Genomic DNA, 26909 nt, shown 5'->3' on the forward strand with positions numbered 1-26909 from the left:
TCTCTAGAGACGTCTCTGGGCGCCCCGGCTTCGGGACCTTGGGACCGTCCGCTAAGGGGGACCGATCCGGATGGCGTGACTGCGCGCCTCGAGAAGACCCTAGCACGCGCACCCGCGCGGCGGGGAAATGATTACGTCGTGGGGAGCCATCCCCTTCGGATCGCGCTATCATCTCCGCGCCACGGATTACCTCGCGCCATGCGAGGCTCGTTGGCCTGAAAGGACGTCATGTCCGCCCCCTCGAACACTTCAGCCCCTGCGGCGCTTCGATGACCCCGTGGAGCGCCCTGCTGGCCGGCTTCAGCGCGCGCCAGGTTTCGGCTCGGGAGGTGCAAGCCGAAGCCTTCTTCCTAGGCAACCGCCACAAGGGCGAGATCCGGGAAGGCGCGGAAAGGGAACTGCTGGCGCCTGGCCTCAGTCCCAATCGCGCGGCCCTGCTGCGCGCGGTCATCCGCATGACGCCTCGGACGACCAGCCGAGGCGCGCGCTCATGACCGACGAAGACGCCCAGGCGATGCGCCGCGAGAACGCCTACCTCAAGAGCCGGAACGCCCAGCTGCAGGGCGACGTCACCAGCCTCAGCGGCCAGGTCGTACGCATGCAGCAGGAGCTGGAACGCCTGAGCGGCCGCCCTTTGGGCCGCTCACCCGATCCTCTCTTGACCGGCCAGTCATAAAGCCGGTCAGAACCGTCCGCGCTGGAAGTCCTCGAACGCCTGCACGATCTCCTCGCGGGAGTTCATCACGAACGGGCCGTGCCAGAACACCGGCTCTTGGATCGGACGGCCTGCCAGCAGCAGGACGCGGGCGTCGGTGACGGCTTCGACGCGGACGGTGTCGCCGGCTCCTAGGAACACGCCCGAGAGCGCGTCGATCGTCTTGTCGGCCACGCGGACCTGCCCCTCATAGACGGCCAGCATGGCGTTGCGGTCGTCGCCGACCGGCTCTTCAAACACCGTCCCGGCCGGCAGCACGACGTCGAAATAGAGCGCGTCCACGGCCCCGCCACCGATCGGGCCGGGCGTGCCGGCATCGGTCGCGCCGGAGATCACCTTGACCGTGACGCCGCCTTCGCGGGCCTCGACCGGAATGCTGTCGGCCTCGAACTCCTGGTAGCCCGGCGCGGTCATCTTCAACTTGGCGGGCAGGTTGACCCACAGCTGGAAGCCCCGCATCCGGCCTTCGTTCTGCTCGGGCATTTCGGAATGGACGATCCCCTTGCCGGCCCGCATCCACTGGATGCCGCCCGGTCCGATCACGCCCTCGCGGCCGGTATTGTCGCGGTGGCGCATCCGGCCTTCGAGCATGTAGGTCACGGTCTCGAAGCCGCGATGCGGGTGGTCGGGGAAGCCGCCCATGTAGTCGGACGCCTGGTCGTTATCGAAACAGTCCAGCATCAGGAACGGATCGAACATCTGAGCTTCGGGCGTGCCCAGCATGCGGGTCAGCCGCACGCCGTCGCCGTCCGAGGCGGGCATGCCCTTGACGATCTTCAGGACGGGTCGAACGCTCATGGGAAGCTCCTTTCGGCCATTGATATCAGAACTGGTTGCAGTTCATGCAAGGGGCGTGCGGTTCGCCTTTCGCGGTCATCCGTGGTAATCGCCCGCCCAACGAAATCCACGAGAGTTCCATGGCCCTTAAAGTCGCCATCGTCGGCCTGCCCAACGTCGGCAAGTCCACCCTGTTCAACGCCCTGACCCAGACGGCGTCGGCCCAGGCCGCCAACTATCCGTTCTGCACGATCGAGCCGAACACCGGCGAGGTCGCTGTGCCCGAGCCGCGCCTGGACGCCCTGGCCAAGATCGCCGGCTCCAAGGAAATCATCCCGGCCCGCATCACCTTCGTCGACATCGCCGGCCTGGTGCGCGGCGCGTCAAAGGGCGAAGGCCTGGGCAACCAGTTCCTGGCCAACATCCGCGACTGCGACGCCGTGGCCTTCGTGGCCCGCTGCTTCGAAGACGGCGACATCGTCCACGTCGAAGGCCGCATCGACCCGATCAGCGATCTCGAGATCATCGAGATGGAGCTGATGCTGGCCGACCTGGAAAGCCTGGAAAAGCGCGTTCCGGCCCTTGAGAAGCGCGCCAAGACCGGCGGCGATAAGGAAAGCGCCAACACTCTGCGCCTGGCCAACATCGCCCTGGCCCTGCTGCGCGAAGGCCGCCCGGCCCGCGCCGCCAAGATCGACGCCGACGACGAGAAGGCGTGGTACATGCTGCAGCTGCTGACGTCGCTGCCGGCGCTCTATGTCTGCAACGTCGACGAAGGCTCGGCGGACAAAGGCAACAAGTACAGCGACCTGGTCGCCGAACGCGCCGCCAAGGACAACGCCAAGAGCGTGGTCATCTCGGCCCAGATCGAGAGCGAGATCGCCCTGCTGGACTCTGAGGAGCGCACCGAGTTCCTCGAGACTCTGGGCCTGGAAGAGCCGGGCCTGAACCGCCTGATCCGCGAGGCCTACACCCTGCTGGACCTGCAGACCTACTTCACGGTCGGCCCCAAGGAAGCCCGCGCCTGGACCATTCACGTCGGCGACACCGGCCCGCAGGCGGCCGGCGTCATCCACACCGACTTCGAGAAGGGCTATATCCGCGCCGAGACCATCGCCTTCGAGGACTTCATCAAGCTGGGCGGCGAAGGCCCGGCCAAGGAAGCCGGCAAGATGCGCGCCGAAGGCAAGGAGTACGTCGTCAAGGACGGCGACGTGATGCACTTCCGCTTCAACGTCTGAGGCGCCACAGTATCGAACGGCCGGAGCGGAGACGCCCCGGCCGTTTTGCTTTGAGGATATCGCCATGGCCGAGACCATCACCCTGACCGCCACCCATGACGGCTTTGGCTTCACCGCCCTGCACGCCCAGCCCGAAGGCGTGCGCAAAGGCGGGGTGATCGTGATCCAGGAGATCTTCGGCCTGGATCGTTACGTCCAGGAGGACGTCGCCCGGTGGGCCGCGCGAGGCTTCGAGGTGATCGCGCCGTCGATGTTCGATCGCGGCGAGATGGGCTTTACCGCCTTTCACGACGAGGCCGGCTTCGCGCGCGGCCGCGAGTTGGCGGTAGCCAACGGGCCCGACAACGCCATGGGCGACATCCAGGCCTGCATCGACGCCCTGAAGGACCGCGGGCCGGTGTTCGTGGTCGGTTACTGCTACGGCGGAACCATGGCCTGGCTGGCGGCCGCGCGGCTGGAGGGCCTGTCGGCGGCGTCCAGCTACTATGGCGGTCAAGTCGCCGGCATGGCCAAGTTCGATCTCCAGGCCCCCGTCATTGTCCACCTGGGGGCCCAGGACCCGCACATCCCCGCCGAAGAAACAAAAGCCGCCATCTGGACCGCCCATCCGGAAGTTCCGGTCCATGTCTACGCAAACAGCGGCCATGGATTCAACAACGACGGTCGCCCCGACAGCGACCTCGCCGACGCGGAATTGGCGCGTGAACGGACGGTCGCTTTCTTCCTGGAAGCCCTCTGAACGCCTCCCTGCTGATCGCTCGACATGCGTTCCAGAGGTTGTAAGCTCCTCTGCAGGGAAAAGGGGAGCTACCATGAAAATCATTCTATCGACGCTGTTGATGGTCGGAGCGCTGGCCGCTGCCGGCGGCGCCCTGGCTCAGAAAGCCCCGGGCGCGCCGCTCAGTGAAACGTCGCTCACCATCGATCCGAACTTCGGTCAGAAGATCCTCAATGCCGAGTCCGCGGGCATCGGTTATCGCGAATCCGGCAATCCGCTGGTCGTCACCAAGGCGGGCCAATTGCTCGCCGAGACGGGCGTGACCTGCGACGTCAAGGATGCGGCGCTGATCACCGACTCCCGGAAGGGGACCACCTACGAGGTCGCCTGCCGCGACGACTTCGGCTGGATGGTCAACAAGACCCCCGCCGGACTGACCGCCTATGACTGCATCGCCATCCAGGCCTCGGCCAAGGGCGCACCCAAGGGCCTTGGCAAGGGCACCATGGCCACGTGCCGTCTGCGCGCCAATGTCGGCAACATGGCCGGCCCCCAGGCGTTGGTGAAGAAGGTCGGCGCCAAGTGCACGGTCTCGGACGCCACCTATCTGGGCGGCGGCGGGGCCCCGCCGATCGCTCGCTATGAGGTGGCCTGCAAGGAAGGTGGCGGCTTCGTCATCGACAAGCCGCAGCCCAAGTCGCAAGCGCGATTGCTGGCGGCGGCCTGCTCGGCCGATCCCAACAGCCGCCTGCCCTGCACCCTTCACGACAAGAAATCCTAGGAGATGACTTGACCGCCGACGCCAGCTTTTCGAGCCAAAGGATCACCCTGGCCTGCCGCGAGAACGGCGCTCCGTTCTCGGCCTGGCATGCTCCGGCGCGAGAAGCCCGGCGCGGCGGCATTGTCATGCTGCACGCCATCTGGGGCGTCACCCCGCACATCCGCGCCCTCTCGGACAGCCTGGCCGACCAGGGCTACGAGGTCATGGCCCCGGCCCTGCTGGACGCGGCCGACGCCGACTTCCCGATCGAAGACACCACGCCGGCGATCCTCGACGCGCGCATGGCCCTGGGCAAGGCGACCGGTTGGGGCGTCTCCACCCTGCCCCGCGTCCAGGCCTGCATCGAGGCGATGGAGGGCCCGGTCTTCGTGATGGGCTTCTGCTTCGGCGGCACCACGGCTTGGTTGGCGGCCTGCCGCTGCGACGGCGTGCGGGCCGTGTCGGCCTTCTATGGCGGCGACATCGTCGCCTACAAGGATGAGACGCCCAAGGTCCCGACCATCCTGCATTTCGGCAAGACCGACCCGATGATCCCCCTGGCCGACGTCGAGGCGATCCGGGACACGCATCCGGAACTGCCGATCCATCTCTACGAGGCCGGCCACGCCTTCGTGGCCCCCAGCGGCCACCACCCTGACAGCGCCAGGCTTTCCCTCCTGAGGACCCTGCAGCTGTTTCAGCGCTCGGGCGGCGGCAAGGCCGAAGCCTGATGGCCGGCCACCGCATCTACACGACCAGCCTCGCCAGCGTGTATCCGCTCTACGTGGCCAAGGCGGAAAAGAAGGGCCGGACCAAGGCCGAGGTCGACCAGATCCTGCTTTGGCTGACCGGTTTCAGCCAGGCCGAGCTGGACGACCAGATCGCGGCCAAGACCGACTTCGAGACTTTCTTCGCCCGGGCCCCGAAGCTCAATCCCGCCCGGGCCGAGATCAAGGGCCTGGTCTGCGGCGTGCGCGTGGAAGAGGTCGCCGAACCGCTGATGCGCGAGATCCGCTACCTGGACAAGCTGATCGACGAGTTGGCCAAGGGCAAGGCGATGGACAAGATCCTTCGGGGCTGAAGGCCTATTTCGGCCCCACTTCGCCCGCCGTGGGCCAGGCGCTGTCGCCCACGCGCTTGAGATTCATCTCGAAGAACTGCACCGGCGCCTGGCCGGGCGCGATCCGTTCTCCAATCTCGCGCCAAGCGCCGTCCTTCATCACGGCGGTGTAGCGAATGGTCATTGGCCCGGCCGGGATCTCCCAGATGTAGCCGTCGGCAGTCAGCCCCAGCTTGAAGTCGCCGGCCTGGCCCATGGCGTAGGAACGCATGCTGTACACGCCGGTCGCAGGCTCGAAGGAGATCACGCCCAGGGCGTTGAAGCCCGTCGAGCCGTCGGGATTGTAGCCGCGCCCCTCGACGACCTTGACCGAACCGCCCAGCAGCGGGCCGATCCGCTCGGCCTGGGTGATGTCGCGACGGCCGGCGGGCCCGATGTTCCAGGCTGGGCCGCGCCACGTCCCGTCCATCCACGAGAGCTTCTTCATCGCCTCGGCCTGGGCGGCGATGCGCGGACCGGGATCCGGCGGCATCTGAGCCTGGGCGGCGCCCGCGAAGGCGGCGACAGCAAGAGCGACAGGCAGCAGGCGACGCATGATGTTCCCTCAGAACAAGTTCAGAGAACTTTGTTACGCGGACTTCGACGCGTCAACGGGCCGGCGATGGAACAGCCATGCGCGCAGGCCGATCGCCGCGGGAATGAGCCAGTAGGCAAAGCCAGGCAGCCACGGAACCCTGGCGAAGGGGCCCAGGGTCAGAGCGGCCGACAGCAGGCCGGAGGCGGCGACGATCAGCCAGATCTCGTGGCTGGCCTGGATGTCGGCCCGACGCTCGAACGGCACCTCCAGCCGATCGGCGTGGCGCCGAGCATGGGCGTAGAGCGTCACGAACAGCCCCGCCAGGATGGCGAAGCCGACGCCATAGATACGGAAGAGATCTCGCAGATCGCCCAGCGTGCGGATGATCTCATTGCCCGGCAGCCAGCCGCGCGTGAACCAGTGGAAGCCCGACTCGACCAGCATCCGCAGCGGGAAGACATAGACCAGCACCGTGAAGACGATGGCCAGGGCGTTCAGCGTCGACAGGGTGTCGCGGCGCGGGACCAGACGGCCATACTCGCGATAGGCCATCCAGAACATGGCGATCAGGGTGAAGGCGACCAGCGAGGCCGGGATCTTGCCCAAGGCCCGCCATAGCGCCTCGAGGCTGGCCGTCGGCTCGGCGCCGGCGATGATCAGCAGGGTGATCGCAAAGGCGAATGCCGCGTCGACAAAGGCGTCCAGCCGTTTGCCGGTCTCCCGTTCCGGATCGTGCGCCATGGTCCCCCCCTTGCCCCAGGGACGGCAGCATGATGACGAAGAACGCCGTTTGTCGAGCGTCGCCATCGCGCGGGCTGCCTGGCTGCGCTAGGCTGCGCTGATGCGTCGTCGCACTGCCCCCATCGCCCTGGCGCTGTCCCTCTCCCTGACGGGCGCAGCCTGGGCCGGCGAGACCGCCTGCTGGTTCGAGAACGGCGCGGTCGTGGCGCCGGCAGTGATCGGCGACATGGCCGGCGACTATGTCATCGACCTTTCCGCGCCCCGCACCCTGCTACACGAGACCAAGGCCCAGATGGCCGGCATCGTCGAACCCGAGCTGACCCTGCCTGTCGAGGTGGCAGGCCTGAAGGCGCCGGCGGTCTCGGTGGCCGTCGCCGACCTCGATGCGCGCGGCGCCGGCTTTGTCACTCCGATCGCCGGGGTCATCGGCATGGACGTGCTGGCCGGCCACAGCATCGAGATCGACTTCTCCGCCTGCAAGGTGCGGATCGACCGGCCCTGGCGGGTGACGCGCCAGGCCGTGCTGCCGGTCGAGGTCGTCGACGGCCTGCCCACCGTCATCGCCAGCGTCAGCGACGGTCCCCGCGTGCTGCACGGAGCCTTCGCCATCGACACCGCCTCCAAGGCCATGGTGCGCCTGGCCAGCCGCGACGCAGCCGTCGCCGGCAAGCTGGACCCCAACGCCCGTCACAAGGCCCCTGCCCGCCTGCGGGCGTTGTCGCTGGGCGGGGTTCTGGCCGAGAACGTGCCCGCCACCCTGGCCGAGGAACTCCCCGAGGGCGTGACCGGGACCCTGGGCGTGGGTCTGTGGGCCCATCACCGCCTGCATCTGGCCGCCGACGCCCGCACCCTGTCGGTCGCCCCCTGATGCTGATCGAAGCAACCGCCGAACATTTCGCCGCCCTGCTGCGCGACGAGGCTCCTGGGGATCTAGCTCTGTGCGACAGCGCGCCGGCCCCAGCTGCCGTACTGGCCATGCTCGCCGAGCTGGCCGACAGGATCCGCCCGCTGTTCGCGCCGGCCGCCTGGATGATCGTCGAGGATGGCGAGGTCGTGGGCCTGCTGTCCCCCACCCGGCCGCTGGACGCCCGCGACCGCAGCCTGCACATCGGCTATGGCGTCGCACCGACCCGGCAGGGACGCGGCGTCGCCACCCGCGCAGTCGCGGACCTCGTCGCCTGGGCGCGCGAGGATGACCGCGTCCTGGCCCTGACCGCCGAGACCGCCGTCGACAACCCCGCCTCTCAGGCCGTGCTCTCGCGCAACGGCTTCAAGGTTGTGGGCGAGCGGGTCGACGACGAGGACGGACCGGTGATCGGCTGGCGACTGGACCTGTAGCGCCCAACGAAAAAGGCCCGGTGTCTCCACCGGGCCTTTCCGTAATTCTGTGTCTCAGACCTTAGTGCGACTCGTTGCGCCACACGGTCTTGTAGCTGGCGTAGAGCAGACCCGAGAGAATGATCAGGTACAGCAGGACGGCGAAGCCGGTCTGCTTGCGCTCTTCCAGCTTGGGCTCAGCGGCCCACATCAGGAACGCCGCGACGTCCTTGCCTTGCTGGTCGACGGTCGACTTGGTGCCGTCGTCGAAGGTGACCAGATCGGCTTTCAGCGGCGGGGCCATGGCGATGAAGCCACCGGCCGGGACGCTCTTGTGATCGCCGTGCCAGGCCGAGCTCAGGTCGCCCGGGAAGTACGGGTTGTAGTGACCGCCGGTCGGGACCGTCAGGCCCTTGGGAGCGTCCACATAGCCGGTCACCACCGAGTAGATGTGCGCCGGGCCTTCTTCGCGGGCCTTGGCCAGCAGCGACATGTCCGGCGGCAGGGCGCCGCCGTTCGAGGCGCGAGCCGCGGCTTCGTTGGCGAAGGGCGACGGGAAGTGATCGGCGCTGGTGGCCGGACGCTTGATGGCGTCGCCGGTCTCGCTGTCGATGTCGTTGACCTCGTAGTCCTTGGCGATCGCCTTGACCCACGGGTTGTCGTTCGAGTTCGGGTACTTCTCGCTGTAGAACGGACCACCGCGGTCGCCGAAGTTCCGGAACGAGACCAGCTTCAGCGAGTGGCAGGCGGCGCAGACTTCGCGATAGACCTTGAAGCCACGCTGCAGCTGAGCCTGGTCGTACGAGCCGAACGGGCCTTCGAAGGACCAGTGGACCTCCTTGGCCTTCAGCGCGCCGCCGTTGGCGAGGGCCGGGCCGGCGGCGCCGGCCACGAGGATGCCGACGGCCGCCGCGATAACGGAGAGTTTGCGGAGCATCGGGATCAACCCTTCTTGGCGTCGGCCGACAGGGCCGGCGAGGCGATCGAGTCCGGAACCGGCAGGGTCTTTTCGACGAGACCCAGGACGGGAAGAACGACCAGGAAGAAAGCGAAGTAGTAGAGCGAGGCCACGCGGCTGAGCCAGACGAAGCTGTTCAGGTCCGAGCCCATCAGCTGGAACGTGGTCAGGTGCGGGATCACCGGGTCGTCAGGCAGCTTGGCGCCGCAGAAGCCCAGGATGATGCAGACCACCAGGAAGAACACGAAGTAGATCTTCGCGGTCGGGCGGTAGCGCATCGAACGCACCTTCGAGGTGTCCAGCCACGGCAGGGCGAACAAGCAGGCGATGGCGCCGAACATGGCCAGCACGCCCATCAGCTTGTCCGGAACGGCGCGCAGGATCGCGTAGAACGGCAGGAAGTACCATTCCGGAACGATGTGCGACGGCGTCACCAGCGGGTTGGCCTCGACGTAGTTGTCGGCGTGGCCCAGAGCGTTGGGCATGTAGAAGACGAAGAAGGCGAAGAGGATCAGGAAGACGCTCATCGCAAAGCCGTCCTTCACCGTCGCGTACGGCGTGAAGGGGACCGTGTCGGCCTTCGACTTGGGGTCGACGCCGGTCGGGTTGTTCTGGCCAACCACGTGCAGCGCCCAGATGTGCAGGATCACGACGCCCGCGATCATGAAGGGCAGCAGGTAGTGCAGCGAGAAGAAGCGGTTCAGGGTCGGGTTGTCGACCGCGAAGCCGCCCCACAGCCAGGTGGTGATGCTTTCGCCCACCAGCGGCAGCGCGCCGAACAGGTTGGTGATGACGACGGCGCCGTGGAACGACATCTGGCCCCAGGGGAGGACGTAGCCCATGAAGGCGGTGGCCATCATCAGCAGATAGATGACGCAGCCCAGCAGCCACAGCACTTCGCGGGGCGCCTTGTAGGAGCCGTAGTACAGGCCGCGCAGCATGTGGATGTAGACGGCGATGAAGAACATCGACGCGCCGTTGGCGTGCATGTAGCGGATCAGCCAGCCGTAGTTCACGTCGCGCATGATGTGCTCGACGGAAGCGAAGGCGCCCTGAGCGCTCGGATTGTAGTGCATCACCAGGATGATGCCGGTGATCAGCTGGGAGGCCAGGCACAGCGACAGGATGCCGCCGAAAGTCCACCAGTAGTTCAGGTTGCGCGGCGTGGGGTAGTCGACGAACGAGTCATAGCCCAGGCGCACGATCGGCAGACGGGCGTCGAGCCAGCGCTCGATACCGGTCTTCGGTTGATAGGTCGAATGTCCGCTCATATCGCTTAGCCGATCTTGACCTTGGTGTCGGTGAGGAAGGCGTAATCCGGAACCACCAGGTTCGTGGGCGCGGGGCCCTTACGGATACGACCCGAGGTGTCATAGACCGAGCCGTGGCACGGGCAGAACCAGCCGCCATACTCGCCACCGCCGAACGTCGGCACGCAGCCCAGGTGGGTGCAGTTGCCACCGACGATCAGCCAGTTGTCCTTGCCCGGCTTCACGCGCGAGGCGTCCGTCGCCGGATCCTTCATCGCTGCGCTGTCGTCGGCCACGGCCTTGGCGATCTCGGCCTTCGTGCGGTTACGCACGAAGAGCGGCTTGCCCCGCCACTTGATCGTCACCTGCTGACCCTCGGCGACCTTGGTCAGGTCGAACTCGGTCGAGGCCAGGGCCCGCGTATCCGCGGACGGGTTCATCTGGTCGATGAACGGCCACACCAGGGCCGCACCGCCGCCAGCGGCGGCTGCGACGGCAGCGATGTGAATGAAGTCGCGCCGGGAGGGATCGCCCCCATGTTCCGGCTCGGTCGTTGCGCCCACGGCGGTGTCGGCCACCCAAGTCACCCTTCAATTCAGCCGGCCCGCGAACGGCCCCGCTAGGAGGAGCGTCTTGCGACGCTACATAATTGCTCGACCCGCAAGCGGATCTCCACCACAAGGCAGCGGTTGGCTCGACCTATCGGACGCGCGGACGAAGTCCGCAAGCCCTTTCGATTCGTGGCAAAGCCCCTGCTGCCTTTGTGGTTGGATCGCTTATTATGCGCATCGCACTTTTTCAACCAGGCATTCCCCAAAACGTCGGGGCCGCCATCCGTCTGTCGGCCTGTTTCGGGGTCGGGCTGGATGTGATCGAGCCCTGCAGTTTCCCGTTGGACGACAAAAGCTTGAAGCGCGCGGCCCTCGATTATGGGCCGCTTGCGCATCTTCAACGGCATGACAACTGGGAGACATTCCTTAAGGCGCCGGAACGGACCGAGGGCCGCCTGCTGCTGTTCACCACCCGCGGGGCCACGCCCTTCCACCGGTTTGAGTTTCAGGCGGGCGACACCCTGCTGTTCGGCAACGAGAGCCGCGGCGCGCCTGAGGAAGTGCATGAGGCCGTCCAGGGCCGGATCGTCATCCCGATCCGGGCCGACACGCGCTCGATGAACCTGGCGACCACGGCGGCCATGGCTCTGGGCGAGGCGCTGCGTCAGACGGGCGGGTTTCCGGAGTAGTCAGCAAGCGCCCCCTCCGGCCCTTCGGGCCACCTCCCCAGCTTCGCAGGGGAGGAGAGGTTTTCATCCTCCCCGTGCAACGGGGGAGGTGGATCGGCGCGGATACGCGACGAGACGGAGGGGGCGCTAAACCGTCCTCAGTGATCCCCGAAATCCACGTCCCGACGCGCGGCGACGATGGTCACGATGAAGCCGGCCAGGACGTCCAGCAGCACCATCAGGGTGACCAAGAAGAAGGTCGAGGTGGCGAAGGCCGGCAGCAGCAGGAATTCCACCAGGCAGATGATGAACAGCACCATCGACAGCGAGTGGTTGATGATGGCGATGCGGCGGCTGGTGGTCGATTTCAGCAACTCGACGAACAGCACCACCAGCGAGGCGGCCAGCAGCAAGTCGCCCAGGCTGACGGCCCATTCGGCCCGCGAGGTCATGTGGATGGTGAACAGCGTGTCGCCCATCCGCAGGCCCGCGTCGGCGGCCTTGAAGCCGCCCGCCAGCGTCAGGACGATCAGGTTGTAGATCAGCACCGGCAAGGCCAGCAGCGGAACCGCGGCGAACATCGAGCTTCCCCCTTGGCATGGCGCGAGACCTTCATGCCATGGTTAAGCCGTAGCGGGTATTTTCGTTGCGGTGAAGTCTGCTCGCGTGGCGCGCGCTACGCCTCGTCCACGCCCTGGGGATTGCGGGCCCGGGTCTGCAGCCACATCACGCCCATCAGGTCCGACACCGAGGCCTTCAGGCGGCCGAAGTTGGTGTATTTCGACACCCCGGTCTCGCGGTGGCGATGGTTCACCGGCTGGAAGGCCACGTCGTAGCCCTCGCGCAGCATCAGGGCCGGGATGTAGCGGTGGATGTGATCGAAGTACGGCAGGCGCAGGAACGCCTCGCGCTTGAAGGCCTTCAGCCCGCAGCCCGTGTCGTTGGCGGTGTCCTTCAGGAGACGCTTGCGCACGCCGTTGCCGAACTTGGACGCGAAGCGCTTGGCGTTGCTATCCTGGCGCTTGACCCGTTCGCCACCGACCAGGGCGAGGTTTTCGGGACCGGCCTGCAGAGCTTTCGCCAGGCGGGGCGCGTCGGCCGGGTCGTTCTGGCCGTCGCCGTCCAGGGTGACGACGATCGGCGCGCGGGCGGCCAGCACGCCGCTGCGTACGGCCCGGCTCTGGCCCGAGTTCTTGCGGTGGCCCAGCACGCGCAGCTGCGGGATCTCGGCCTTCAGCGCCACCAGCAGGGCCTTGGTGTCGTCGCGGCTGGCGTCGTCGATGAAGATCATCTCGTAGTTCTCGCCCGCGAAGGCGGTGGCGATCTCGCGCGCCAGGCTGGGCGCGGCGCCGCCTTCGTCGAAGACGGGCACGACGACGGAAAAATCGGGGGTGGCGGTCATCGCCCTCTCATAGCTGAAAAATCCCCACAAGAAAGGATCGTGCTAAAGCTGCCCTTATGACGCTTGAATCTCGCCTGGATGACTGGAGCCGCGGGTGGCGCGGCCCCCTGTTCGCCGCCTTGGTCGCCCTGATCGCCGGTTTGCCCGGCCTGATCGCCATGCCGCCGCTGGACCGCGACGAGTCCCGCTTCGCCCAAGCCACCTCGCAAATGCTGGAAACCGGCGACTACGTCGTCATCAAGTTCCAGGACCAGCCGCGCTTCAAGAAGCCGGTCGGCATCCACTGGATGCAGGCGGTGACGGTCAAGGCGTTCTCCGACGAGGAGGATCGGCGGATCTGGGCCTATCGCCTGCCCTCCCTGCTGGGCGCGATGCTGGCGGCCGCAGCGCTGGCCTGGGGCGCGGCGGCGCTGCTGGACCCGCGCACCGGGCTGATCGCCGGGTCGATCCTCGGCGCGACCTTCCTGCTGTCGACCGAAGCGCTGATCGCCAAGACCGACGCCATGCTGTGCGGCACGACCACCCTCGCCATGGCCGCCTTGGCGCGGGTCTATGCGGCCCAGCTGAAGGGCGAAGTCACCGGGAAATGGACCACGTTCGCCTTCTGGATCGGTCTGTCGCTGGCGGCGCTGATCAAGGGTCCGGTCGGCCTGCTGGTGGCGATCTTCGCGATGATCGCCCTGGCCGTCTGGGACCGCAAGGCGCGCTGGATGAAGGACCTGGGGTGGACCTGGGGCCTGATCCTGTTCGCGGCGATCACCCTGCCCTGGGCCATGATGATCACCGTGGCCACCGACGGCGCCTTCTGGGGCGCGGCGGTCGGCGCCGACCTGGCTCCAAAACTGGCCGGCGGCCAGGAGGGCCACTCGGGGCCGTTCGGCTATCACGCCCTGCTCTCGCCGCTGCTGTCGTTCCCGGCCACCCTGCTGCTGCCCGCCGCTCTGGTGCTGGGCTGGACCAAACGCCACGAGCCCGGCGTGCGCTTCGCCCTCTGCTGGCTGATCCCGACCTGGCTGATGTTCGAGATCCTGCCGACCAAGCTCGTGCACTACGCCCTGCCCGGTTACGGCGGTCTGGCGATGTTGATGGCGGCGGCCGTGCGTGAGCCGCTGGGTCCGCGCGTGCGCTGGATCGGGGCCGTCCTATCGGCCTTCATCGGCGCCCTGCTGGCCGCCGTCGCCGTCTACGGCCAAGTGAAGTTCGGTACGGGCGGCGACCTGATCTGGACCGTGCTGGCCGCCCTGCTGGCCCTGGCCGCGGGCGTTGCGGGCGCCGTGCTGCTGCTGAAGAAGGGCTCTGTCCGCGCCTTGGTCACCGCCGCCGCCTTAGGGATCGCCGCCCACATCGCCCTGACCGCCGGGCTGATCCCACACCTGGAACCGCTGTTCCTGTCCAAGGATATCACCCAGGCCCTGGACCAGACCCGCCTGTCGCCGCGGTCAGGCGCCGCCGGCCCCGTGGCGGTCACCGGCTATGCCGAGCCCAGCCTGATCTTCCAGCTGGGCACGGCCACCGAACTGACCACCGGCGAAGGCGCCGCCGACGCCGTTGCCGAGGGCCGCCCCGCCGTGGTCGAGGCCCGCGAGGACAAGCCGTTCCGCGACGCCCTGGCCGAGCTTGGCCTGACCCCGCGTCCGGTCGCCACCGTCGAAGGCCTGAACTATTCCGACGGCGACGAGGAAAAGCTGACCATCTATCGCGGCGAGCCCCACGCCTTGCCGCCCGAAGAGGCTGCTGAAGAAGAGGTCAACCGATGAGCCGCTTCATCGAGATCGTCGAGGTCGGGCCGCGCGACGGCCTGCAGAACGAAAGGGCCGTCCTGTCGGTCGACGAGAAGCTGGACCTGATCCGCAAGCTGGAAGCCGCCGGCGCCCGTCGCACCGAGGTCGTCTCGTTCGTCAATCCGGCCCGCGTGCCGCAGATGGCCGGGGCCGAGGACATCATGGCCGCCCTGCCACAGGACCCGCTGCGCTCGCGTATCGGCCTCGTCCTGAACATGCGCGGCTGGGACCGCTGCATCTCGACCGGCTGCGACGAGGCCAATGTCGTGGTCTGCGCCTCGGACGGCTTCGGCGTGAGGAACCAGGGCGCCACGGTGAGCCAGCAACTCGATACGCTGACCGCCATCGCCGAACGCCGCGCCGTGGAAGGCGGACCGCCGATCACCGCCACGATCTCGGTCGCGTTCGGCTGTCCGTTCAATGGCGAAGTGTCGGAAGACCAGGTCGTGGCCATCGTTCGCGAGGCCGCCGCCGTGGGCGTGGCCGAGATCGCCATCGCCGACACCATCGGGGTCGCCGATCCCTGGACGGTCCGCAAGCGCATCGAGGCCGCCAAGGCCGCCGCGCCGGGCGCCAAGCTGCGCATGCATTTCCACGACACCCGCAACACGGGCCTGGCCAACGCCTATGCCAGCGTCGAGGCGGGGATCGACGTGCTGGACGCCTCGGTCGGCGGCCTGGGCGGCTGTCCGTTCGCGCCCAACGCCACCGGCAACATCGGCACCGAGGATCTGGTCTACATGCTGGAACGGGCCGGCTTCGAGACCGGTTACGATCTGGCGGCCCTGATCGCCATCGGCCGCGAGATCAGCGACCGCCTGGGCAAGGCCCCCGCCTCGTCCCTGGCCCGCGCCGGAGCTTTCCCCGCATGATCCGTATCGCCGCCACGCTCCTGGTCCTGAGCCTCGCCGCCTGCGCGGCTGCGCCCGCCCCGGCGCCGGCGGGTTGCGACGTCACCATCAAGTTCGGCAGCTACGGCATGGGCATCGACCGCGACCTCGCCGATCGCGTGGCCACTGCTGTGAAAGACGACCGGGATGTGGCCCGCTCGGAACGCAGGCCCTGGGGCCGCGAGGGCGAGTACGATCTCTGCCTGTCCGCCAAGCCCGGCCGTGGCGCGGCGGTCTACGACCGCTACCGCGCGATGCTCCCGGTCCAGAGCCTGAAGGCCCCGACCTCGATCGAGGGACCGGATGGGCTGAGGTTCGAGTCGATCGGACCTATGTAGCGCCCCCTCCGTCCCTTCGGGCCACCTCCCCCGCTTCGCAGGGGAGGAGAGACGCGCTTCATCCTCCCCCGTGCAACGGGGGAGGTGGATCGACGCGCAGCGGCGAGACGGAGGGGGCGCTAAGCCCTAGATCGGCCGCCCGGTCAGCTTCCACAGCAGCGGGCGCGAGATCGACATCAGCACGATGGCCGGGGCCAGTAGGACCGCGGCGGCGAACAGCTGCAGGCTGTCGGCGCGCTTGATGAAGTAGCGGGTCAGGCCCACGCCCTTGTGGAACTCGACCTTCATCGGGTGCTCCAGGCTGGTGTGGCCCAGATGGATGACCTCGGCCTGCGGCTGGAACAGCACCTGCCCACCGGCCCGGCGGGCGCGCCAGCACAGGTCGATGTCCTCGACATGCAGGAAATAGCCCTCGTCGAAGCCCTGCAAGGCGTCGAAGTCGTCGCGGCGCATGGCGAAGCAGGCGCCGGAGATGGTCGGCATCGGCGCGGGACCGGCCGGCAGCGGCTCGTTCTCGCGATGAATCTCAAAGCCGGCCAGCTTGGGATAACGGCGGGTCAGTTGGCCAAAGCTCAGAACGGTGGTGACCGGGGTCACCTCGCCGCGTCGGCCGCCGCGCTGCTCGCTGCCGTCGACGTTCATCACCCGCGCGCCGACGATGGTCGGCGTCGGCTGGCCCTTGAAGGCCGTGACCAGCGCCGCCACGCAGCCGGGCTGCAGGTTGGCGTCGGGATTGAGGAAGACGATGTGCTCGCCGCCGGCCGTGATGGCGCCCAGGTTGGCCCCGCGGGCGAAACCGACATTGCCGTGGCCCTGGCGCAGCACCACGCGCGGCTCGGTCAGGGCCAGGGACCGCAGCATGTCGGCGTCTTCGGCTGAGGAGCCGTTGTCGACGATGACGAACTCATCGACCAGCGGCTCGTCCAGCACGTGCCGGATGCTCTGCGCCAGCGCTTCTCCCGTCCAGTAGACGACCATGACCACGGACACGTTCGGACGCGCCGGACGCGCCCCGGCGGTGAAGGTCGTCATGGACGGGAGAATGCTGTTCATCAGGCGCTCGCGGCCTCCGCCAGGTCCTCGGCGCGGGCGCGCTTGACGTCCGGCGGGGTGGCGTCGTCGGCGAGCACGCGCAGGGCGTCTTCCAGCGACAACACGCTCTGGCCTTCGCCACCCAGGCGACGCAGGGCCAGATGCCCCGTTTCAGCTTCCTTGCGTCCGATCACCGCGATCACAGGCACCTTGGCGAGGCTGTGCTCGCGAATCTTGTAGTTGATCTTCTCATTACGCAGATCAAGCTCCGCGCGCATACCCAACTTAGTCAACTTCTCGACGACTCCACGGGCATAATCGTCGGCGTCGGACGTGATGGTGGCCACGACCACCTGGGTCGGCGCCAGCCACACGGGCAGCGCGCCCGCGAAGTTTTCCAACAGGATGCCGATGAAACGCTCGAAGGACCCCAAGATCGCCCGGTGAAGCATCACAGGACGCTTCTTGGAACCGTCTTCCGAAACGTACTCGGCGTCCAGTCGTTCCGGCAGAACGAAATCAAGCTGCAGCGTGCCGCACTGCCAGACCCGGCCGATGGCGTCCTTCAGCGAAAACTCCAGCTTCGGACCGTAGAAGGCGCCCTCGCCCTCCTGCAGCACCAGGGTCTCGCCGGCGGCTTCGGCGGCGGCCGACAGCGCCTGCTCGGCCTTGTCCCAGACCTCGTCCGTGCCGGCCCGCAGGTCCGGGCGCGTCGAGAACTTGGTGTCGGCCAGCTGCATGCCCAGGTCGTCATAGACGCTGCGCAGCAGCTCGATGAAACGGGCCGACTCTTCGGTCACCTGCTCTTCGCGGCAGAAGATGTGGGCGTCGTCCTGGGTGAAGGCCCGCACGCGCATGATGCCGTGCATGGCGCCTGACGGCTCGTAGCGGTGGCAGGCGCCGAACTCGGCCATGCGCAGCGGCAGCTCACGATAGCTCTTCTGGCCGACATTGAAGATCTGGATGTGGCCCGGGCAGTTCATCGGCTTGACCGCCAGGATCTCGCCCTCGGCGCTTTCGCACATGAACATCGCGTGGCCGAACTTCTCGGCATGGCCCGACTTCTCCCACAGGCTGCGATCCAGGATCTGCGGGGTCTTCACTTCCTTGTAGCCGGCCGCGTCCAGGCGACGGCGCATGTAGTCCTCGAGTACGCGATACAGGGCCCAGCCCTTGGCGTGCCAGAACACCATGCCCTTGCCCTCTTCCTGGATGTGGAAGAGGTCCATCGAGCGACCCAGCTTGCGGTGATCGCGCTTCTCGGCTTCCTCGATGCGCTTCAGGTGCGCTTCCAGGTCGGCTTCCGAAGCCCAGCTCGTGCCGTAGATGCGCTGCAGCTGGGCGTTGTTCTGGTCGCCGCGCCAGTAGGCGCCGGCCAGCTTGGTCAGCTTGAAGGCCTTGCCGACGTGCTTGGTCGACGGCAGGTGCGGCCCACGGCACAGATCCTTCCAGTTGCCCTGGCGATAGACCGTGATGGTGTCCGTGCCCGGCAGGTCGCGGATGATCTGGGCCTTGTACTGCTCGCCGATGCCGTCGAAGTGGGCGATGGCCTCTTCGCGGTCCCAGACCTCGCGCGTGATCTTCTCGTCGCGGTCGACGATCTCCTTCATGCGCTTTTCGATCTTTTCTAGGTCGTCCAGGCTGAACGGCTCGTCGCGGGCGAAGTCGTAATAGAAGCCGTCCTCGACGTTCGGGCCGATCGTCACCTGGGTGCCGGGGAACAGCTCCTGCACGGCCTCGGCCAGCACGTGGGCCGTGTCGTGGCGGATGGTCTCGAGCGCCTCGGGGGCGTCGCGCGTCAGGATCTCGAACTTGCGCTCGCCGGCCAGCAGGTCAGGCGTCAGGGCGCGGTCCAGGTCCAGCACCTGGCCGTCCAGCTTGATCAGCAGGGCCTTCTTTTCCAGCGACTTGGAGATGGCCGCGGCGACATCGCGTCCCGTCGAGCCGTCCGGATACTGGCGGGCGGAGCCGTCGGGGAAAACCAGATCGATCATTCTTCACATATCCACTTACGTGGCGAGCTTCGCGGCGGTGGGGGGTCGTAGCCCGAACCACCAAACGGATTGCATCGGCAGATCCGTCGCAAAGCCAACCAGGAACCCTTGAGCGGGCCATGATCCTTGAGGGCGGCCGCCGCGTACTCCGAACAGCTCGGCGCGAAGCGGCACTGACGCCCGATGAGAGGCGAGAGCGTCGTCTTGTAGGCCCGAAGGCCCAGGTCGACGGTGCGTTCGTAGAGAGTCATGCCGGCGCGCGACTGTTTGTTGCAGTGCGGTTACACCACCCCGGAGGGGGCAGGATCAAGCCGCGCCGGCGGTGCTAGTTCGCGTTTGGGGCGCCGCTGTGGCCTTCCGGACAGCCTCCACCGTCGCTTCGAACGCCAGCAGCGTCGAGGCGTGACGAGCGGGATAGTCCTTGACCGGCTCCAGCACGGCGAGCTCCGCAAACCGGCCCGCGGGAGGCGAACCGTTCGACTTCAGCATAGCGGCAAGCGAGTCGCGCGCCAACTCGATGTCGGAAAGACCTGCGCCGATGACGTTGGCGCCCAGTACGGCGGCGGCCGCCTGGCCCAAGGCGCAGGCTGCAACATCCTGGGCGAAGTCGGCGACCTTGCCCTCGGAGTCCAACATCACATCCACGACGATCGTGCTGCCGCACAGCTTGGCGGTCTTCTCGGCGCTGGCGTCAGGCGCAGCCAGGCGCCCGGCCCGCGGCATGTTGGCCACGAGCGTCAGGATCTTGGCGCTGTAGAGGTCGTCGATCATCGCAAATCTAAGATGGGGTGCTCTGGCGCTCGGTCCAGAGCGCCTCGGCCCGGTCGCGCACGGCCTCGCCCATCTCCGTGAAGGCGGCCCTCAGCTTGCGGCGATCGTCGCGACTGACGAAACGTAGCAAGAGGCCCATGAACAGCTCGCCGTTCGAGAAGGTCGAGTTGGTCGGCCCCATGTTCTCGATCTCGAGATAGCGGATCGCGGTCACAAACCCGCCCAGCCGCTTGGAGCGCCAATGCAGCTGTTCGTAGGGCACCCAGTCCTGGACGATCGGCGCGATGACGATCGGCGTCTCGCCGGGCAGATGCTGCTCCAGCGTCAACGCCGTGCCGATCTTCAACTGCCCCTCGGCCTTCTTGTAGAGCGGGTTCCACTGGTGCCAGGTCTCGAAGTCCGAGACGATCTCCCAGACGATCTCGGCGGGAGCCTGGACCCCGATACGATGTTCGACGGCGCGTTGCATGACTCGTACTTAGTCTCTCACCAGCCCGCCATCCACCACCAGGTTCTGACCCGTCACCGCCCGGCTCCAGGGCGAGGCGAAGAACAGGACGGCGTCGGCGAATTCGGCAGGGGTGGTGACCTGGCGCAGGGGCGTGCTCTGGGCGATCAGGTCGAAGATGGCGTCCGGCGTCGCGGCACTGGCGTCGGTGACGCGCAGCAGGCCGCCCGAGACCATGTTCACCGTGACGCCGTTGGGACCCAGGTCGGCGGCGGCCGTCCGGGTCAGCGACAGCAGCGCGGCCTTGGCGGCGGTGTAGTCGTGATACGGCACCACCGGGTTCTGGAAAAGATTGGTGCCGACATTGACGATGCGGCCATAGCCGGCCGCTTCCATGGCGGGCGCGGCGGCCTGGATCAGGTTCAGCGCCCCACGCAGGGCCACGTCGATCTGGCCGGCGAAGTCGTCCCAGCCGATCGTCTGGATTTTCTCGCGCGCGTCGCCGTTGAAGCTGAAGTCGCCGATGGCGTTATTGATCACCGTGGTGACGTGGTGGCCGAAGTGCTCGGCCGCCGCATTGACCAGCCGGCGGGCCTGGATCGGGTCGGCGACGTCGGCCTGGATGGCCACGGCGCGCTGGCCCAGTTCCTCGACCAGCGCTTTCGCCTTCTCCTCGCTGCGACGGTAGTTGACCACCACCTGGGCGCCGTTCTCGACGAAGGCCCGGGCGATCGCCGCGCCCAGGCCCCGGCCCGCGCCGGAGACCAGGACGACCTGCTGTTCGAACGTCATGGCGATCAGTCCTTCATGCGCCAAGTGGCGCCGGCGGGACCGTCCATGACGACCACGCCCAGAGCGTCCAGTTCGGCGCGGATGCCGTCGGCGGCGCCCCAGTCCTTGGCGGCGCGGGCGGCGACACGGCGGGCCAGCAGATCCTCGACCTGGGCCTTCAGCTCGTCGGAGGCGTCGCCCTCGAACCAGGCGTCCGGATCGGCCTGCAGGAAGCCCAGCAGGGCGCCGGCCTCGATCAGGCGGGCCTTGTTGGCGGCGATGGCGGCCGTGTCACCCGCGGTGACGGCCTTTTCGATCAGGCTCGACACCTCGAACAGGGTCGAGGTCGCCAGCGGCGTGTTGAGGTCGTCCATCAGGGCCGCGATCGTGTCGGCCGGAGCCTCCATCGCCTGGTCCATCGGCACGTCCTTGGCGCGACGCAAGGCGCCGTACAGGCGGTCCAGCGACTTGCGACTCTGCTCGATCAGCTCAGGCGTCCAGTCCAGCGGCTGGCGATAGTGGGCCGACAGCAGCGCCCAGCGGATCACCTCGCCCGGCGTGGTCTTCAAGAGCTCGTGCGGGATGATGACGTTGCCCAGGCTCTTGGACATCTTCTCCCCGCCCATGTCGAGGAAGCCGTTGTGCAGCCAGTAGTTCGCGAGCACCGGCGCATCGTGGGCGCAGCGGCTCTGGGCCACTTCATTCTCGTGGTGCGGGAAGGTCAGGTCGATGCCGCCGGCGTGGATGTCGATGGTCTGGCCCAGGGTCTTGTCGATCATGGCCGAGCACTCGATGTGCCAGCCCGGACGGCCCGCGCCCCAGGGGCTTTGCCACTCGGGCTCGTTTTCCTTCGACGGCTTCCACAGCACGAAGTCGGCCGGGTGGCGCTTGTAGGGCGCGACCTCGACGCGGGCCCCGGCGATCATCTCGTCCAGGTCGCGGCCCGACAGCTGGCCGTAATCGGCGAAGCTCTGGGTGTCGAACAGCACGTGGCCCTCGGCGGCATAGGCCTTGCCGTTGTCGACCAGCTTGCCGATCATCTCGACGATGGCGTCGATGTGATCCGTGGCCTTGGGCTCGAGATCGGGACGCAAAGCGCCCAGCGCATCGGCGTCCTCGTGATAGGCGGCCAGGTAGCGGTCGGTGATGACCTTGATGTCGACGCCCTCGTCGGCCGCCTTCTTGTTGATCTTGTCGTCGACGTCGGTGACGTTGCGGGCATAGACCACCGCGTCCTCGCCATAGAGGTGGCGCAGCACGCGATACAGGACGTCGAACGCCACGACCGGCCGGAAATTGCCGATATGGGCGTAGTTGTAGACCGTGGGTCCGCAGACATACATCGTCACGCGATCGCGGTCGGCGGGGACGAAGTCGCGCTTCTCGCGCGCCATGGTGTCGTGGAGCTTCAGGGTCATTGGGTCGCGGCAACCTGACGTAGGGTAGTGGTTGCTCCGGATGGAGCACGGCCCCATATATCTAGGACGCGCCCGGACGACCACTTGTTTGGTCTCAAGGTGGCGCGACGGGTGGCACGCGTCATTCCGGAGCGACAGGCGCTCCGGCGCAACTCAGCCCGGGAAGACCCCCTCAAAACATGGACGCACTGACCCGCGAGCGAACCCTGATCGGTACTGAGAACCAGACCGGTCTTGATCTTGAACCCGCCCAGCGCCCCACCAAGGACGAGGCCATGGCCGCGGTGCGGACCCTGCTGGCCTGGGCCGGCGACAATCCCGACCGCGAAGGCCTGCTGGACACCCCCGAGCGCGTCGTCGAGGCCTATGGCGAGTGGTTCGCCGGCTATCACGGCGATCCGGCCAAGGAGCTCTCGCGCACCTTCGAGGACGTGCAGGGCTATGACGACATGGTCATGCTGCGCGGCATCGACGTGCAGAGCCACTGCGAACACCACATGGCGCCGTTCCTGGGCAAGGCCTGGATCGCGTACATGCCGACCGGCAAGGTCGTCGGCCTGTCGAAGCTGGCCCGCCTGGTCGAGATCTACGCCAAGCGTCTCCAGACCCAGGAGACCATGACCATGCAGATCGCCGACGCCATCGAGGACCACCTCTCGGCCGCCGGCGTGGCCGTGCTGATCGACGCCGAGCACCAGTGCATGAGCACCCGCGGCGTGAAGCATCACGACGTCTCGACGATCACCACCCAGTTCCGCGGCGTGTTCAAGACCGACAAGGTCCTGCAGCAGCGGTTCATGGATCTGGTGCGGAAGTAGGCCGCACAGGCCCCCACCTGACCCGCTCCGCGGGTCTGTCCGCCCCCAGCCGGGGGCGGATAAATCTCTCCTCTCCCTTTTAGGGGAGGGGGACCGGCGAAGCCGGTGGAGGGGCCAGCGCCGACCTAAGCCGCCCGCCAGATCCCCTCGCGCAGCCGCGCCACGCACGCATCCACCGGCCGGTGCACCAGCGTCACCAGCACGAAGCTGATCAGCATCAGCAAGTACCAGGCGCCCATCTTCTCGAACGGCACCATGTGCCAGCCATCCGTCTGGCTGGGATAGATCCAGGCCCCGGCGAAGGTGCCCAGGTTCTCGGCGAACCAGATGAACAGCGACACCAGCACCATGCCCATCAGCATCGGCATCCGCCGGGCCGTCTGATCGGGGGTGAACACGAACCAGCTGCGCCCGAACAGCACCGCCGAGAGGGCGAACAGACCCACCCGGATGTCGATCATGTAGTGGTGGGTGAAGAAGTTGGCGTAGATCAGCACCGCCAGGATGTGGGTGCTCCAGAATGGCGGATAGCGGATGAAGGTGATGTCGAACAACCGCCAGATCCGCGCGATATAGCTGCCGACGCAGGCGTACATGAAACCGGTGAACAGCGGCACGTCGCCGATCCGCAGGATGCTCTCTTCCGGATAGATCCATGAGCCGTGAGCGGTCTTGAACAGCTCCATCACCGTACCGACCACGTGGAAGATGAAGATCACCAGCGCCTCGTCCCAGCGCTCCAGCTTCAGCGCCAGCAGGGACGCCTGGATCGCGATCGCGGCGACGACCAGGAAGTCGTAACGCGCCAGCGGCGCGTTCTCCGGCCAGAACAGATGCGTGCCGACCAGCAGGGCCAGCATCAGGCCGCCGAACAGGCAGGCCCAGGCCTGTTTCAGCCCGAACAGCAGGAACTCATAGGCATAGCCGTTCCAGCGCGACTGGCGCGCCCAGGGCCGCGCCCAGACGTCCAGCGCCGCCACGGCGCCCTTGATGCGATCTTTAAGGTTCATCTCTTCCCCGCGCAGCGCGCGAGCGCGCTCCGGCTTCCCCCAAAGACAAGGCCTGCTAATGCAGGCCTTGAAGTGGCGGGAACCTAGCGCAAGACCCCCCTCCTGCGCCATATGTGGCCCATGAGCACCGCCCTGTTCCCCAAAGCCCACGACAAGCACGACCTGGAGCGCGGCAGCGTTCTATCGCCGCGCTTCAACGCCGACGGCCTAGTCGTGGCCATCGCCCAGCACGCCGACAGCGGCGAAATCCTGATGCTGGCCTGGATGAACGCCGAAGCCCTGAAGCTGACGGTCGAGACGAAGATCGCCCACTATTTCAGCCGCTCGCGGAACGAGCTCTGGAAGAAGGGCGACACCAGCGGCCAACTGCAGGACGTGATCGAGCTGCGGGTCGACTGCGACCAGGACGCGGTGCTGATCAAGGTGCGCCCGCGCGGCGATGGCGGGGCCTGCCACGTCGGGTTCCGCTCATGCTTCTATCGCGTTCTCGAAGACGGCAAGCTCGTCGAACAGGAAGCGCCGATCCATCATGACCACGCCTGAAGCCCTGATCGCCTTCACCTTGGCCGCCGGCCTCCTGACCCTGACGCCCGGCCTGGACACCGCCCTGGTGATCCGCACCGCCGCGGCCGAGGGCCCGCGCAGGGCTGCAGGCGCGGCGATCGGCATCGGCCTGGGCTGCTTCATCTGGGGCGCGGCCGCCGCCTTCGGGGTCGGGGCGCTGCTGACCGCCTCGGAGATGGCCTACACGGTGCTAAAGTGGACCGGCGCGCTGTTCCTGGCCTGGACCGGGATCCGAATGATCCTGAAGCCCCGCGACCAGTTCGAGCCCGGCGAGATGAAGGCCATCGACGCCGGACCGGTCGCGGCCCTTCGCCGGGGCCTCTTGACCAATCTGCTCAATCCCAAGGTCGGGATCTTCTACGTCTCGTTCCTGCCCCAGTTCATGCCGGCGGGCGTGGATCCCGCCCGCTTCGGCCTTTTGCTGGCGGGGATCCACGTCTTGCTGGGCCTGACCTGGTTCGCCGCCCTGATCGCCGCCACAGTGCCCATCGCCGGCCTGCTGCGCGTGCCGGTCGTGGTGCAGTGGCTGGACCGCGTGACGGGGTGCGTGTTCGTGGCGTTCGGGCTGAAGCTCGCGCTGGAGCGGCGCTGAACTAGACCTCCTTCAGCGCCTCGACCCCGCCGTCCGTCGCGGGCGTCACCACGAAGCGCTTGAGCACGCTGGTCGTGTAGGTCGGCTCGTAGATTGTCGAGACGGCCATCATCTCGCCCGTGGCCTTGCCGTGCTCGAGCGTCAGCAACAGGAAGCCCTTGGCGCTGGCGTGGGCGTATTTCACTTCCTTGTTGCGCTGGATCAGCGCCTCGGCGACCGGCACGCCTGGCAGGGCGTCGCCATAGCCGGGCGAGGTGATCGAGGTGGCGCCGAATTCGGCCGCCACGCGGGTCTTGCCGGCGTCGTCCCACAGCTCGTTGGCCCAGAACATGTGGCTGTCGCCGGCCAGCACGATCGGCCGCGCCTTGGCGGCGGTGAAGATGTCGTAGACCCGCTGACGATCGGCCGGATAACCGTCCCAGGCGTCCAGGTTCGAGGGGACATCGTAGGCCGAGATGGCGACGGCCTGCAGCACGGCCTTGCGGGCGTAGTCGTTCAGCTTGCTCAGCAGGACGTTGAAATTGGCCTCGCCCATCGTGGCCTTCAGGTTCGGCGCAGCGACGCGGGCCATGACCACCTGGTTACCCAGCACCTGCCAGGCGGTGTTGTTCTTGACCGAAGCGCCGATCTGGCTGGCCAGCCACTTCTGCTGATCCTGGCCCATCATCCGCTGATCGGGCGACTTCCACTTGGCCACGAAGCCCGCGACGTCCGGTTTGCCATCCACGATCGCCAGGTCGGCGTCATAGGTCAGCTCCTGGGTGCGGCCCGACAGGCGCGTCTCGACCATCAGCAGGCTGGCCACGTCGCCGAACTGGAAATCGCGCCAGGCGGCTTCCGGCAGGCTGCCGTGCGCGTCGCGGATCGGCATCCACTCGTAATAGGCCTTCAGAGCGGCGGCCTTGCGCACGGCCCAGTCGCCTTCGGTCTTGGGGTCGTGGTTCTCGGCCCCGCCGACCCAGCTGTCGTTGGCGGTCTCGTGGTCGTCCCAGACCACGATCCACGGCGCGCGGGCGTGGGCGGCCTGCAGACCGGGGTCGGACTTGTACTGGGCGTGGCGGCGGCGATAGTCGTCCAGCGACAGGATTTCGGTCGCCGGCTGGGGCGCGCGCGCCTTCGAGGTCGGCGAGCTCATGCCGTAGTCGTCGGCCGCGCCGCCGTACTCGTAGATGTAGTCGCCCAGGTGCAGCACCGCGTCGACGCGCGGCAGCTTGGCGATGGCGTCGTAGGCGTTGAAGTAGCCGTTCGGATACAGGGCGCACGAGGCGACCGCCAGGACGACGTCCTTGGTCTTGCCGACCGGCAGGGTGCGGGTGCGGCCGACCGGCGAGATCACGCCATTGGCCTTGAAGCGGTACCAGTAGTCGGTGGCGGGCTTGAGGCCGTCACCGTCGATGTCGTGCTTGACCGTCCAGTCGCGGCTGGCCCGCGCGCGCAGGCCGGAGGTCTTGGTGACCAGGGTCTTGAAGTCGGGATCGGCGGCGATCTCCAGCTCGACGGCGATCTCGCCGGTCGCAGCGTCCTTGGGGGTCACGCGGGTCCAGAAGATCGCGGCCGTCGGCGAGGGATCACCGCTGGCGACGCCGTGCTCGAAGGCCACCGGGCCCTTGTAATAGCTGGTCGCCTGAGCGGCCGCCTCGCCGGCGGCGACGCTGGTGAGACCCAGCAGGCCGAGCACCTTACGTCGATCAATGGCCATTGTTCGTTCCCCTGCATGGCGCCGCTTCGGCGTCCTGTGCGTTAGCGC

At 67.4% G+C, this 26909-nt stretch carries 33 protein-coding genes and 1 pseudogene; 16 read left to right on the top strand and 18 right to left on the bottom strand.

The genetic code is table 11. From position 1 onward, the window contains the following. Positions 1 to 269: 269 nt before the first annotated feature. Positions 270 to 494, top strand: a complete 225-nt coding sequence (locus tag E1H18_RS15320; RefSeq protein ID WP_172269904.1) for a hypothetical protein — start codon at positions 270 to 272, stop codon at positions 492 to 494. Further along, positions 491 to 676 carry a hypothetical protein gene (locus E1H18_RS15325; RefSeq protein ID WP_172269906.1) on the top strand — a complete coding sequence of 62 codons (186 nt, stop codon included), beginning with the start codon at positions 491 to 493 and terminating at the stop codon, positions 674 to 676. The genes E1H18_RS15320 and E1H18_RS15325 overlap by 4 nt, the downstream gene beginning before the upstream one ends. A gap of 6 nt (positions 677 to 682) precedes the next feature. On the opposite strand, the gene E1H18_RS15330 is transcribed toward E1H18_RS15325, so the two are convergent. Continuing rightward, positions 683 to 1513, bottom strand: coding sequence for a pirin family protein (locus E1H18_RS15330; protein WP_172269908.1), 831 nt, complete (start codon positions 1511 to 1513; stop codon positions 683 to 685). Between the two features lie 119 nt (positions 1514 to 1632). Between E1H18_RS15330 and ychF the strand changes: the two genes are divergently transcribed. The 5 genes from ychF to E1H18_RS15355 all read left to right on the top strand — a co-directional run bounded on the left by ychF (position 1633) and on the right by E1H18_RS15355 (position 5292). Next, entirely contained in the window at positions 1633 to 2733 is a 1101-nt protein-coding gene (ychF, locus tag E1H18_RS15335; RefSeq protein ID WP_172269910.1) for a redox-regulated ATPase YchF, read from the top strand. Between the two features lie 64 nt (positions 2734 to 2797). Then, positions 2798 to 3472 (top strand): dienelactone hydrolase family protein, encoded by a 675-nt coding sequence (locus tag E1H18_RS15340; RefSeq protein ID WP_172269912.1) that lies wholly within the window; start codon positions 2798 to 2800, stop codon positions 3470 to 3472. 73 nt (positions 3473 to 3545) lie between these two features. Further along, positions 3546 to 4232 carry a hypothetical protein gene (locus E1H18_RS15345; RefSeq protein WP_172269914.1) on the top strand — a complete coding sequence of 229 codons (687 nt, stop codon included), beginning with the start codon at positions 3546 to 3548 and terminating at the stop codon, positions 4230 to 4232. Between the two features lie 8 nt (positions 4233 to 4240). Continuing rightward, positions 4241 to 4942, top strand: coding sequence for a dienelactone hydrolase family protein (locus E1H18_RS15350; protein WP_172269916.1), 702 nt, complete (start codon positions 4241 to 4243; stop codon positions 4940 to 4942). Then, positions 4942 to 5292, top strand: a complete 351-nt coding sequence (locus E1H18_RS15355; RefSeq protein WP_172269918.1) for a DUF2200 domain-containing protein — start codon at positions 4942 to 4944, stop codon at positions 5290 to 5292. Before E1H18_RS15350 ends, E1H18_RS15355 begins: the two co-directional genes overlap by 1 nt. Positions 5293 to 5296: 4 nt before the next feature. On the opposite strand, the gene E1H18_RS15360 is transcribed toward E1H18_RS15355, so the two are convergent. Together E1H18_RS15360 and E1H18_RS15365 are read right to left on the bottom strand one after the other, a co-directional pair. After that, the gene (locus E1H18_RS15360) at positions 5297 to 5866 is read right to left on the bottom strand and encodes a DUF1579 domain-containing protein (protein WP_172269920.1); all 570 of its coding nucleotides are present in this window, start codon (positions 5864 to 5866) and stop codon (positions 5297 to 5299) included. Between the two features lie 33 nt (positions 5867 to 5899). Continuing rightward, positions 5900 to 6589, bottom strand: coding sequence for a TMEM175 family protein (locus E1H18_RS15365; RefSeq protein ID WP_172269922.1), 690 nt, complete (start codon positions 6587 to 6589; stop codon positions 5900 to 5902). A 100-nt stretch (positions 6590 to 6689) separates the two neighbouring features. Between E1H18_RS15365 and E1H18_RS15370 the strand changes: the two genes are divergently transcribed. Together E1H18_RS15370 and E1H18_RS15375 are read left to right on the top strand one after the other, a co-directional pair. Beyond that, entirely contained in the window at positions 6690 to 7457 is a 768-nt protein-coding gene (locus E1H18_RS15370) for a hypothetical protein (RefSeq protein WP_172269924.1), read from the top strand. Further along, complete coding sequence (locus E1H18_RS15375) at positions 7457 to 7927, top strand: GNAT family N-acetyltransferase (RefSeq protein WP_172269926.1); 471 nt, start codon at positions 7457 to 7459, stop codon at positions 7925 to 7927. Before E1H18_RS15370 ends, E1H18_RS15375 begins: the two co-directional genes overlap by 1 nt. A 61-nt stretch (positions 7928 to 7988) precedes the next feature. Here E1H18_RS15375 and E1H18_RS15380 read toward each other — a convergent pair whose 3' ends face one another. Genes E1H18_RS15380 through petA form a run of 3 tightly spaced genes read right to left on the bottom strand, consistent with a single transcriptional unit; the run spans position 7989 to position 10692 of the window. Beyond that, a complete protein-coding gene (locus E1H18_RS15380) occupies positions 7989 to 8843 on the bottom strand; it encodes a cytochrome c1 (RefSeq protein ID WP_172269928.1) in 855 nt (284 codons plus the stop codon). A 5-nt stretch (positions 8844 to 8848) separates the two neighbouring features. Next, complete coding sequence (locus E1H18_RS15385; protein WP_172269930.1) at positions 8849 to 10135, bottom strand: cytochrome b/b6; 1287 nt, start codon at positions 10133 to 10135, stop codon at positions 8849 to 8851. Positions 10136 to 10140: 5 nt separating this feature from the next. Next, a complete protein-coding gene (gene petA, locus E1H18_RS15390; RefSeq protein ID WP_172269932.1) occupies positions 10141 to 10692 on the bottom strand; it encodes a ubiquinol-cytochrome c reductase iron-sulfur subunit in 552 nt (183 codons plus the stop codon). A 203-nt stretch (positions 10693 to 10895) separates the two neighbouring features. Between petA and E1H18_RS15395 the strand changes: the two genes are divergently transcribed. Then, positions 10896 to 11354: a tRNA (cytidine(34)-2'-O)-methyltransferase gene (locus E1H18_RS15395; protein ID WP_172270404.1), complete on the top strand. Its 459-nt coding sequence runs from the start codon at positions 10896 to 10898 to the stop codon at positions 11352 to 11354. Here E1H18_RS15395 and E1H18_RS27340 read toward each other — a convergent pair. From E1H18_RS27340 to E1H18_RS15405, 3 genes and pseudogenes are all read right to left on the bottom strand, one after another. Then, positions 11330 to 11482, bottom strand: a pseudogene (locus tag E1H18_RS27340) (hypothetical protein); the annotation flags it as partial. The gene E1H18_RS15395 and the pseudogene E1H18_RS27340 overlap by 25 nt on opposite strands. Before the next feature lie 9 nt (positions 11483 to 11491). Beyond that, the gene (locus tag E1H18_RS15400; RefSeq protein ID WP_172269934.1) at positions 11492 to 11914 is read right to left on the bottom strand and encodes a hypothetical protein; all 423 of its coding nucleotides are present in this window, start codon (positions 11912 to 11914) and stop codon (positions 11492 to 11494) included. Between the two features lie 95 nt (positions 11915 to 12009). Further along, positions 12010 to 12735, bottom strand: a complete 726-nt coding sequence (locus E1H18_RS15405; protein ID WP_172269936.1) for a glycosyltransferase family 2 protein — start codon at positions 12733 to 12735, stop codon at positions 12010 to 12012. A gap of 56 nt (positions 12736 to 12791) precedes the next feature. On the opposite strand from E1H18_RS15405, the gene E1H18_RS15410 reads away from it, so the two are divergent. From E1H18_RS15410 to E1H18_RS15420, 3 genes are read left to right on the top strand one after another with little or no spacing between them, the layout of a single operon-like run. After that, the gene (locus tag E1H18_RS15410; protein ID WP_172269938.1) at positions 12792 to 14492 is read left to right on the top strand and encodes a glycosyltransferase family 39 protein; all 1701 of its coding nucleotides are present in this window, start codon (positions 12792 to 12794) and stop codon (positions 14490 to 14492) included. Next, positions 14489 to 15388: a hydroxymethylglutaryl-CoA lyase gene (locus E1H18_RS15415; RefSeq protein WP_172269940.1), complete on the top strand. Its 900-nt coding sequence runs from the start codon at positions 14489 to 14491 to the stop codon at positions 15386 to 15388. Before E1H18_RS15410 ends, E1H18_RS15415 begins: the two co-directional genes overlap by 4 nt. Next, on the top strand, positions 15385 to 15744 hold the full coding sequence (locus E1H18_RS15420) for a hypothetical protein (RefSeq protein ID WP_172269942.1): 360 nt from the start codon (positions 15385 to 15387) through the stop codon (positions 15742 to 15744). The genes E1H18_RS15415 and E1H18_RS15420 overlap by 4 nt, the downstream gene beginning before the upstream one ends. A 126-nt stretch (positions 15745 to 15870) precedes the next feature. On the opposite strand, the gene E1H18_RS15425 is transcribed toward E1H18_RS15420, so the two are convergent. Genes E1H18_RS15425 through cysS form a run of 7 tightly spaced genes read right to left on the bottom strand, consistent with a single transcriptional unit; the run spans position 15871 to position 22178 of the window. Continuing rightward, positions 15871 to 16797: a glycosyltransferase family 2 protein gene (locus E1H18_RS15425; protein WP_172269944.1), complete on the bottom strand. Its 927-nt coding sequence runs from the start codon at positions 16795 to 16797 to the stop codon at positions 15871 to 15873. After that, positions 16797 to 18770, bottom strand: a complete 1974-nt coding sequence (thrS, locus tag E1H18_RS15430) for a threonine--tRNA ligase (RefSeq protein WP_172269946.1) — start codon at positions 18768 to 18770, stop codon at positions 16797 to 16799. Before thrS ends, E1H18_RS15425 begins: the two co-directional genes overlap by 1 nt. Beyond that, the gene (gene yidD, locus E1H18_RS15435) at positions 18767 to 19021 is read right to left on the bottom strand and encodes a membrane protein insertion efficiency factor YidD (protein WP_172269948.1); all 255 of its coding nucleotides are present in this window, start codon (positions 19019 to 19021) and stop codon (positions 18767 to 18769) included. Before yidD ends, thrS begins: the two co-directional genes overlap by 4 nt. Positions 19022 to 19076: 55 nt before the next feature. Beyond that, positions 19077 to 19541, bottom strand: a complete 465-nt coding sequence (locus E1H18_RS15440) for an iron-sulfur cluster assembly scaffold protein (RefSeq protein ID WP_172269950.1) — start codon at positions 19539 to 19541, stop codon at positions 19077 to 19079. Between the two features lie 7 nt (positions 19542 to 19548). Continuing rightward, the gene (locus tag E1H18_RS15445) at positions 19549 to 20010 is read right to left on the bottom strand and encodes an SRPBCC domain-containing protein (RefSeq protein WP_172269952.1); all 462 of its coding nucleotides are present in this window, start codon (positions 20008 to 20010) and stop codon (positions 19549 to 19551) included. 9 nt (positions 20011 to 20019) lie between these two features. Then, positions 20020 to 20781: a 3-oxoacyl-ACP reductase gene (locus E1H18_RS15450; RefSeq protein WP_172269954.1), complete on the bottom strand. Its 762-nt coding sequence runs from the start codon at positions 20779 to 20781 to the stop codon at positions 20020 to 20022. A gap of 5 nt (positions 20782 to 20786) precedes the next feature. Then, positions 20787 to 22178, bottom strand: a complete 1392-nt coding sequence (gene cysS, locus E1H18_RS15455; protein ID WP_172269956.1) for a cysteine--tRNA ligase — start codon at positions 22176 to 22178, stop codon at positions 20787 to 20789. 179 nt (positions 22179 to 22357) lie between these two features. Here cysS and folE point away from each other — a divergent pair, with 179 nt between their 5' ends. Then, positions 22358 to 22996, top strand: coding sequence for a GTP cyclohydrolase I FolE (gene folE / locus E1H18_RS15460; protein ID WP_172269958.1), 639 nt, complete (start codon positions 22358 to 22360; stop codon positions 22994 to 22996). A 125-nt stretch (positions 22997 to 23121) separates the two neighbouring features. Here folE and E1H18_RS15465 read toward each other — a convergent pair whose 3' ends face one another. Then, complete coding sequence (locus E1H18_RS15465; RefSeq protein ID WP_172269960.1) at positions 23122 to 24006, bottom strand: DUF817 domain-containing protein; 885 nt, start codon at positions 24004 to 24006, stop codon at positions 23122 to 23124. 120 nt (positions 24007 to 24126) lie between these two features. Here E1H18_RS15465 and hisI point away from each other — a divergent pair, with 120 nt between their 5' ends. Together hisI and E1H18_RS15475 are read left to right on the top strand one after the other, a co-directional pair. Next, positions 24127 to 24549: a phosphoribosyl-AMP cyclohydrolase gene (gene hisI, locus E1H18_RS15470; protein WP_172269962.1), complete on the top strand. Its 423-nt coding sequence runs from the start codon at positions 24127 to 24129 to the stop codon at positions 24547 to 24549. Continuing rightward, positions 24536 to 25162: a LysE family translocator gene (locus E1H18_RS15475; RefSeq protein ID WP_172269964.1), complete on the top strand. Its 627-nt coding sequence runs from the start codon at positions 24536 to 24538 to the stop codon at positions 25160 to 25162. The genes hisI and E1H18_RS15475 overlap by 14 nt, the downstream gene beginning before the upstream one ends. 1 nt (position 25163) lies before the next feature. Here E1H18_RS15475 and E1H18_RS15480 read toward each other — a convergent pair whose 3' ends face one another. Then, positions 25164 to 26861, bottom strand: a complete 1698-nt coding sequence (locus tag E1H18_RS15480; protein WP_172269966.1) for an alkaline phosphatase — start codon at positions 26859 to 26861, stop codon at positions 25164 to 25166. Between the last annotated feature and the right edge of the window lie 48 nt (positions 26862 to 26909).

This window comes from Caulobacter sp. RHG1 (assembly GCF_013181195.1).
GTDB lineage: Bacteria > Pseudomonadota > Alphaproteobacteria > Caulobacterales > Caulobacteraceae > Caulobacter.